Source organism: Streptomyces xiaopingdaonensis (assembly GCF_000262345.1).
In the GTDB taxonomy this organism is placed as follows: Bacteria; Actinomycetota; Actinomycetes; order Streptomycetales; family Streptomycetaceae; genus Streptomyces; species Streptomyces xiaopingdaonensis.
In genome coordinates this window covers 1-7,385 of the sequence record NZ_AJTQ01000079.1, presented here as the reverse complement: position 1 = coordinate 7,385, position 7,385 = coordinate 1, and the positions used below count along the sequence as shown (strand labels likewise).

Annotated in this window: 7 protein-coding genes and 1 CRISPR repeat array; of the genes, 3 read left to right on the top strand and 4 right to left on the bottom strand. The window is 74.3% G+C overall.

The annotated features are described in order from the left end of the window. Positions 1-261: 261 nt before the first annotated feature. Positions 262-2,250, bottom strand: coding sequence for an FtsX-like permease family protein (locus UWG_RS0106975; protein ID WP_016906484.1), 1,989 nt, complete (start codon positions 2,248-2,250; stop codon positions 262-264). Beyond that, a complete protein-coding gene (locus UWG_RS0106970; RefSeq protein WP_016906483.1) occupies positions 2,247-2,951 on the bottom strand; it encodes an ABC transporter ATP-binding protein in 705 nt (234 codons plus the stop codon). The genes UWG_RS0106975 and UWG_RS0106970 overlap by 4 nt, the downstream gene beginning before the upstream one ends. A gap of 117 nt (positions 2,952-3,068) precedes the next feature. On the opposite strand from UWG_RS0106970, the gene UWG_RS0106965 reads away from it, so the two are divergent. Continuing rightward, positions 3,069-4,289, top strand: a complete 1,221-nt coding sequence (locus UWG_RS0106965; protein WP_016906482.1) for a sensor histidine kinase — start codon at positions 3,069-3,071, stop codon at positions 4,287-4,289. Continuing rightward, a complete protein-coding gene (locus UWG_RS0106960; protein WP_016906481.1) occupies positions 4,286-4,957 on the top strand; it encodes a response regulator in 672 nt (223 codons plus the stop codon). The genes UWG_RS0106965 and UWG_RS0106960 overlap by 4 nt, the downstream gene beginning before the upstream one ends. Positions 4,958-4,986: 29 nt before the next feature. Here UWG_RS0106960 and UWG_RS0106955 read toward each other — a convergent pair whose 3' ends face one another. Then, a complete protein-coding gene (locus UWG_RS0106955) occupies positions 4,987-5,346 on the bottom strand; it encodes a DUF4333 domain-containing protein (RefSeq protein WP_016906480.1) in 360 nt (119 codons plus the stop codon). Between the two features lie 171 nt (positions 5,347-5,517). On the opposite strand from UWG_RS0106955, the gene UWG_RS0106950 reads away from it, so the two are divergent. Continuing rightward, a complete protein-coding gene (locus tag UWG_RS0106950) occupies positions 5,518-5,871 on the top strand; it encodes a hypothetical protein (protein WP_016906479.1) in 354 nt (117 codons plus the stop codon). A 335-nt stretch (positions 5,872-6,206) separates the two neighbouring features. Here the strand turns inward: UWG_RS0106950 and UWG_RS33345 are convergent, their stop codons facing one another. Further along, a complete protein-coding gene (locus UWG_RS33345; RefSeq protein ID WP_193386418.1) occupies positions 6,207-6,761 on the bottom strand; it encodes a hypothetical protein in 555 nt (184 codons plus the stop codon). A 16-nt stretch (positions 6,762-6,777) separates the two neighbouring features. After that, positions 6,778-7,353: direct repeats of the CRISPR family, unit length 29 nt; unit sequence GGGTCCATCCCCGCGTGCGCGGGGAGCAG. Positions 7,354-7,385 lie beyond the last annotated feature (32 nt).

Below are 7,385 nucleotides of genomic sequence, written 5' to 3'. Positions count from 1 at the left end.
CTCGGAGCTCGGGGCTCGGAGCTCGGGGCTCGGAGCTCGGGGCTCGGGGCTCGGGACTCGGGACTCGGAGCTCGAATCCCGAAGCTCAGGACCAACGTCGAACTCACCTCCTAACGATCCCCCAGCCGCCCGCACCACCGCCTGGCCCACTGCCCGCCGCACACGCCGACTCCACCGCCCTCGCCGCAGCGCTGCACCGCTCCCCCACTCCGCTTCCGGACGAGTCGGATGCGGAGCAGGGGAACGCGACGTGAGCCACGCCTAGTCGGGACGCGGCCCCGACTCCGCGACGACGGAGCGCAGCAGCGGCCTGCTCGCCGCGCTCGCGCCGAGGAGCCCGGCGAAGCCGAGCACGAAGCAGCCGGTGAGGATGGCGATGCTGCCCGTGTCGAACTCGGGCTCGCCCCCTGCGAAGGTGAGCGGCGCCGCGCAGAAGAATCCGGTGACGAGGGCGGCCCCGGTGAGGACGAGCGCGGGCAGCGCCGTCTCCGTCCGCCTCGCGGCGTCGAGGACGCGCAGCGGTGTGCCCGCGAGGTGCAGGAGGCCGTAGGTGCGGCGCCTGTCGAGGACGGTCGAGGCGGCCGTGACGCCTGCCGAGGTGGCGGCGATGGCGAAGCTCGCGCCGAGCACGGCGAACATCGCGAGCCGGGAGTCCGTCTGGAACTGCTGCCTCTGCCAGGCGGTCTCGGTGCCGGTGATCGGATACTGCCCGGGGACGACGCCGACGAGCGCCTCGCGCGCCGCGTCGAGCTGCGCCCGGTCGGCGACGGTCGCGGTGACCTGCTGCTCGTCCCGCTCCCCCGTGCCGGTGGCAACCCAGTCGTCGTCGGTGGCGATCCTCGCCTCGACGCCTGCGCGCTCCAGCCGGTCCTCGAACTCCTGCTCCACCGCGGCAGCCTGGCCCTTCGGCACGGCGAGCGCGAGCCGGTCGGGAGCGCCCCAGGGCGGGGCCCCCGAGAAGCTGAAGAGCGCGAACACTCCGGCGGCGAACGCGGCGAGGGTCAGCCCCGAGACGCCGCGCCAGGCCGACTTGGGGTCGTCGAGGAGGCGCCGCCCCGCCAGCAGCCCGGGCGCCCGGCGCGCAGATCGTGCGACGAGCGCCCCCAGCATGCCGACCACCCACGGCCCCACGACGGAGAGCGCGAGAAAGACCGCACCGAAGAGGTACACGATCACGCCGACCTCGGTCCGCCCGCTCCGGGTGAACTGCCAGTAGCCGACGAGCACGCCGACGAAGACGAGGGCCCGCACCAGGCTCATCCGCGGCGGACGCGAGCGGCGCACCACCCCGAGCGGCCCGACGACCACCTGCCGCAGCCCGACCACCGCGCTCGCCGTGGCCGTCAGCACGACACCGGCGAGGACCGCGGCGAGCACGGGCACACCGACCCACAGGTCGGCCACGTACCAACTGCCGCCGCCCACGGGCACCTCGGCGGCGAGCGGCAGCATCGCCAGGTACCCCAGCGTGCCGGCGACGGCGCCCGCAGCCGCCGTCAGCAGCGCCTCGACGGCGGTCATCCCCGTGATACGCGAGGGCTCGGCGCCGAGCAGGCGCAGCGTGGCCAGCCGCGAGTCGCGGCGGGAGACCGACAGCCGCGCCGAGGAGGCGCCGAGCAGCACCAGCGGCATCGCGACCAGCACGGTGCAGATCTTCGCCAGGTCCTGGTACTGCACGGCGAAGCCGTCCGCGACCCGCTCGCCCGTGAAGTCGGCGACGGGCGTGGGCGTGACGAGGTCGCCCGAGCGCCGCGGGTCGGTGCCGCGCTCCGTCGTGACCTCCGGAGCGCCGGCCCGGTGCCCCACGACGGCGACCTTCTCGCCCGGCCGCGTCAGCGCCTCGGGGCCGAGCGTGCCCGCGGTGTCTCTCCCGTGGAGCGTGCCGAGCGCGGGCGAGGTCCACACCTCGCCGGGCTCGGGGAAGCGCGGCATGCCGGGGGGCGCGGGCGCCTCGCCCCCGCCGGGCAGCGCCGCGACGTCGACGACGGTCACGGGCTGCCCGTCGGCGAAGGCCGTGCCGACGGCCTGGACGGCGACGGCCTCCGACGCGTCGGCCTGCACGGGGTTGCGCCAGTCGGAGCCGGCCGCGCGCTCGGCGAAGCCGAGGTTGGCGGCGACGCACAGGAGCAGCAGCATGGTGCAGACGGCGGCCGCGACGACGGAGAGCAGCGTGGCGAGGCGCCCGTTCCGCCCGCCGCCGCGCAGCAGGCGCCAGGTGAGCGTGCAGGTGGTGCGGTCGAGCGCCCTCACCGTGCGCCTCCCGCAGGCCGCGCGGCGGAGAGCAGGCGGCCGTCCTGCACCTGCACCGTGCGGTCGCACCACCGGGCCACGGCGTCGTCGTGGGTGACGACGACGAGCGCGGCCCGCTGCCTGCTCGCGACCTCGGTGAGCATCCGGATCACGTCCTGGCCGGTGGCCCGGTCGAGCGCGCCCGTGGGCTCGTCGGCGAAGACGACGTCGGCGCCCGCCACCAAAGCCCTTGCCAGCGCGACGCGTTGGGCTTGCCCGCCGGAGAGCTCACCCGGCCTGCTCGCCTCCTTGCCCTGGAGGCCGAGCGGCGCGAACCAGGCCCGCGCCCGTGTCTCGGCCGTCCCGCGCGAGGCGCCGTCGAGCATGAGCGGCAGCGCCACGTTCTCCACGGCGGGGAGTTCGGGCAGCAGCTGCCCGAACTGGAAGACGAAGCCGAAGCGCCTGCGCCGCACCTCGCTCCGCTTCGGCTCGCGGAGCTGATCGATGCGCTCTTCCTGCAGCAGAACCTCGCCCGCGTCGGGGCGTTCGACGCCGGCGAGGCAGTGCAGCAGCGTCGACTTGCCGGAGCCCGAAGGCCCCGTGACGGCGAGCGATTCGCCGGCCCGTACCGCGAGGTCGACGCCGTCGAGGGCGCGGGTGGCGCCGTAGGACTTGGTGAGGCCGGTGCCGCGCAGCACCGGGAGGTCGGTAGCGTGATCCATGCGCTCCACCGTCCTCAACGGGCGCCGGGTGCCGCCTCGGCCGCCCGGCCGGTTCGGCCGCTCCCGCTCGTCCTTTCGGCCGAGCCCGCGCCGACGGTCCTTCCGTACGCTGCACCTGTGTCAGAGAAAGACGAGTCCTCGACGAAGAACCCCCGGCTCCCGCGGCGGACGGCCGACTCCGCCCTCTTGACCGTCATGGCGCTGCTGTGGGTCGTCGACGTGTTGAACTCCGCGGCGACGTCGCAGAGCAACGGCCCCGTCAGCTGGTGGAGGCTGGCGCCGGGCGTGGTCGCCGCTCTCGCCGTGCTCCTCCCCGAGGACCGGGCGACGCTCGTACGGCGAGCGCTGCCCGCAGCGGTCGTCTCCTTGGCGACGACGGTGCTGTTCTTCGTCCATCTCCGCGAATTGGTCGCGGGCTGGGGGCTGTTGGAGACGCTGTGCCTGCTCTTCCTGCTGGCGCGCACCGCGCGGGAGGAGCCCCCGCTGCGGGCGGCGGCGCTCTGCGCGGCGCTCGCGGCGGCCGTGATCCTCGGGCCCTTCCGGTTGGAGCAGAGCGACATCCTCGCCTACTCGTTCGGGCTCACCTTCCTCGCGGGCGGCGCCATCGGGCTCGGCTGCTACCTGCGCGGCCTCGACGCCCGGCGGAGGCGAGCCGTCGCCGACGTGCGGCAGAGCGAGCGCCTCGCGCTCGCCCGCGAGCTCCACGACTTCGTCGCCCACCACGTCACCGGCATCGTCGTCCAGGCACAGGCGGCCCGTACGATCCGGGAGACCGCGCCGGAGCAGATCGACCCGCTGCTCAGCGGCATCGAGCAGGCCGGTTCCGAAACGCTGGAGTCGATGCGCAAGCTCGTCCGGGTGCTCCGCGAGGACGACGCGGGGGCGGTGCGCCCGGGGGAGCTCTTCACCGAGGTCGCAGAGCTCGTCGCGGCGTTCTCCGAGCGCGACGTACCGGCCACCCTCCACGTCGAGGCCGCGGCGCGGCAGGTGCGCGCCGATCCGGAGGTGGAGACCTCGGTACGGAACGTGGTCCGCGAGGCGCTCACCAACGTCCGCCGCCACGCGCCGGGTTCGCCCTCCGTCGCCGTGCACATCGACCTCGCAGACCCGGAGGCCGACCCGCCGCGCCTCCGCGTCGAGGTGCACAACGCGCCGCCGACCGGGCACGCGCCCGACGCCGAGCCGCTGGGCGGGCGCGGCGGGCTCGGCCTCGTCGGGCTGTCCGAGCGCGCCGAGGCGGTCGGCGGGACGCTCAGCGCGGGCCGGGCGCCCGACGACGGGTGGACGCTGGCGGCCGAGTTCCCCGTCCTCCGCGCTGTGGAAGGATCGCCCGCATGACCGGTACCGGCGCGCGCCCTCTCCGCATCCTGATAGCCGACGACCAGGAGATGGTGCGCACCGGCTTCCGCCTCATCCTCCAGGCGCAGCCCGACATCGAGGTCGTCGCCGAGGCGGCCGACGGCGCCGAGTGCGTGGAGCAGGCGCGGCGGCTGCGTCCCGACGTCTGCCTCGTCGACATCCGCATGCCGAAGCTCGACGGCCTGGAGGTGACGAGGAAGCTGGCGGGGCCCACGGCGGTCGATCCGCTGCGGATCGTCGTCGTGACCACCTTCGACCAGGACGACTACGTCTACGGCGCGCTCAACGGCGGCGCCTGCGGCTTCCTCCTCAAGGACGCGGGCCCGGGGCTGCTGGTGGAGGCCGTCCGCGCGGCGGCGCGGGGCGACGCGCTCGTCTCACCCGCCGTCACCGTGCGTCTCCTGGAGCGGATCGGCGAGCAGCAGCCGGCGCCCGTCGACGACCCGTCGGGGCCGCTGACGCAGCGGGAGTTGGACGTGGCGCGTCTCGTCGCCGTCGGCCGCACCAACCAGGAGATCTGCGACGAGCTGTACGTGTCGCTCTCCACCGTCAAGTCCCATCTCGCCAGTATCCAGGGAAGGTTGGACCTGCGGAACCGCGTCGAGATCGCCGCCTGGGCATGGCGGTGCGGCGTGGTCGGCGGCTGAACCGCACGGCCACGCCGCTCCCCTTCCGGTTACCTGTCGTCCGCGGACTCGCCTTCGAGGACGCCGTAGTCGAAGACCACGCGGTCGCCCTTCACCTCGGTCGTGGAGATCAGCATCGACTTGGTGCCGTCCTCGAACTCCGCCTTGCACTTGACCGTGTCGAACTCTTCCGCGCGCAGCCCACGGGGGCAGCTCACCGACTTCGGTGCCTCCTCGATGAACGGACGCGCGAAGTTCTCCTTCGCCTTCTGCTCGACCTCGGCGCGCGGCACCATTCGCTCGGTCCCTCGCGCGGTCGCCACCGAGGTGTTGTCGAGCACGTTCCACGCCAGTACGACACCCCCGGCGAGCAGGACGGCGACGACTCCGGCGACAATGATGCGCTTCATACGGTGCTCCTCGATCCCTACGCGGCCGGCCCCTACCGACCCACTCCCCGAGCGTCCGCCCGGCACCGCCCCCGCCACCTCGGCCCAACGGCCAGTCGTACGGGCGCGTCCTCGGCCGAAGGAACGAGGAGTCCGGGAACCCGGGCCGCCCGCGGAGGCGTCCGCAGAAGCATGAAACACCACGCTGAACCGACCGGCGTTCTCGGCTGCCTGGTCGCCGTCGTCGCCGAGGCCGCAGGGCTCGGTGTCTGGCTGCACGGTGCGGGGCCCGGCGTACGCGGCAGCTTCGAGGGCCAACGCGACTGGTCCCTGCTCTATTTGGAGCTGCCGCTCCTCCTGCTCGCCCTCCCCGCCCTCACCGTGACGGCCTGGGGCCTGACGGGCGCCGCCCTCCGCGACAGGGCGGAACTCCCCGCCCGCACAGCGGCGTCCGCCGCGACCTCGGCGCTTACGCTCGCACTGCTCTCCTGGGCGGGGCTGGCGTGGCTGGACGGACGGGTCGGAGGGGCGCTTCAGGGCGTGTGACGGGGGCTCGCGTCTCGCTTTCCCACTCCCGGCGGTGCGAAAGTCTTTCCGGAGTGCGGGGGCCGGGGGCCGGACCGGGTCCCCTCCTCCGGCGTCCACTTTGCGCGCAGGCTGACGCGCCCCAACGCCGGTTTGTGCGCACTGTTGCGCCACACGGATCTGCGGTCTGCCGACGTTCGGAAGCAACGGGTGCGGATACTCGTCGTTGACGGGCCGACCATCCGCGCGCGCCGCGACGGGCGTGCACGCCGCCACGGCTGCGGCGAGAGTCCACCGCCCGGGCCGGCCGGGCGGCGTTACCGCTGCGAAGAGCACCCCGCCGGCCGCGACGCCCCTCAGGGCCTGACGCACCAGCAACTGTCAACTCCCCATCTCGAAGAGCGGACCGAGAGTCCCATCGGCCACAGCGCGCCCGGACGTTTGTCGATGGCGATGGTGTTCCCGCGTCGAGCGAGCCGAAGAGGAACGCCTTCCAGCCGGCGCCGCCGGCCTGCGCGGCCGCGGAGCAGGACGAGTTGGCGTATCAGGAAGCGCCGGGCCCCAGAGGTGTAGGGCCCCGTCGCGAGGAGCAGCGCCCGGAACGCGGGCCGCTCCCAGCGCGGCCGGTCCGTCCAGCGGCTCCGGAAGCCGAAGGTCGGCTCGGGTGCGGCATGGCCGTGAAGGATCGTCGACGCTCGGGCCGTTCGTGGTCGGGACCGGTGGACGCAGCGCGGTGGCCGCCCGGGTCGGAGAGGGGCCCAGCTGCGGAGGACGGCGAACCGCAGCACGGCGGCGAAGTCGGCGACGATCGGCACGGTGAGCTCCGTGCCGTGCGACGCTTCCGGGTCCGTGGCGGCGAGCACGGCGAGGCAGCCGTTGGCAGCCGGCCTGCGCTTGGTGCCGGGTGGCACGGACGCGACGGTGAAGGGGTGCGTCCCCGCGTGCGCGGGGAGCAGGAGCCCGGGGTGGTGTGGCCGTGGTGACCCGCGGGTCCATCCCCGCGTGCGCGGGGAGCAGTTCGGAAAGAACGACGCGGCGGAACTGGCCGGGGGTCCATCCCCGCGTGCGCGGGGAGCAGGAGGGCTGTGGTGTGCACCGGCCGATTGATGCGGGTCCATCCCCGCGTGCGCGGGGAGCAGCCCTGACCAGGTGACGGCGGAGGGCCGCATCGGGTCCATCCCCGCGTGCGCGGGGAGCAGTTGCCCCCTCGTGGGGCCCGCGCGTTAGTAAGGGGTCCATCCCCGCGTGCGCGGGGAGCAGGACACCGCCGGCCGTGTCTACCGGCACCAGTGGGGTCCATCCCCGCGTGCGCGGGGAGCAGTCAGTCTTGGTTTCGCACCCGCCGCTTATCGCGGGTCCATCCCCGCGTGCGCGGGGAGCAGCGGACTGCGACGCTCTCACCTGCTGATACGCAGGGTCCATCCCCGCGTGCGCGGGGAGCAGGTCGGCAACCTGTGAGGTACAGGTCGGCGGGGGGTCCATCCCCGCGTGCGCGGGGAGCAGGACGGCGGGGCCAGCGGGCGGTGGCGCATCAA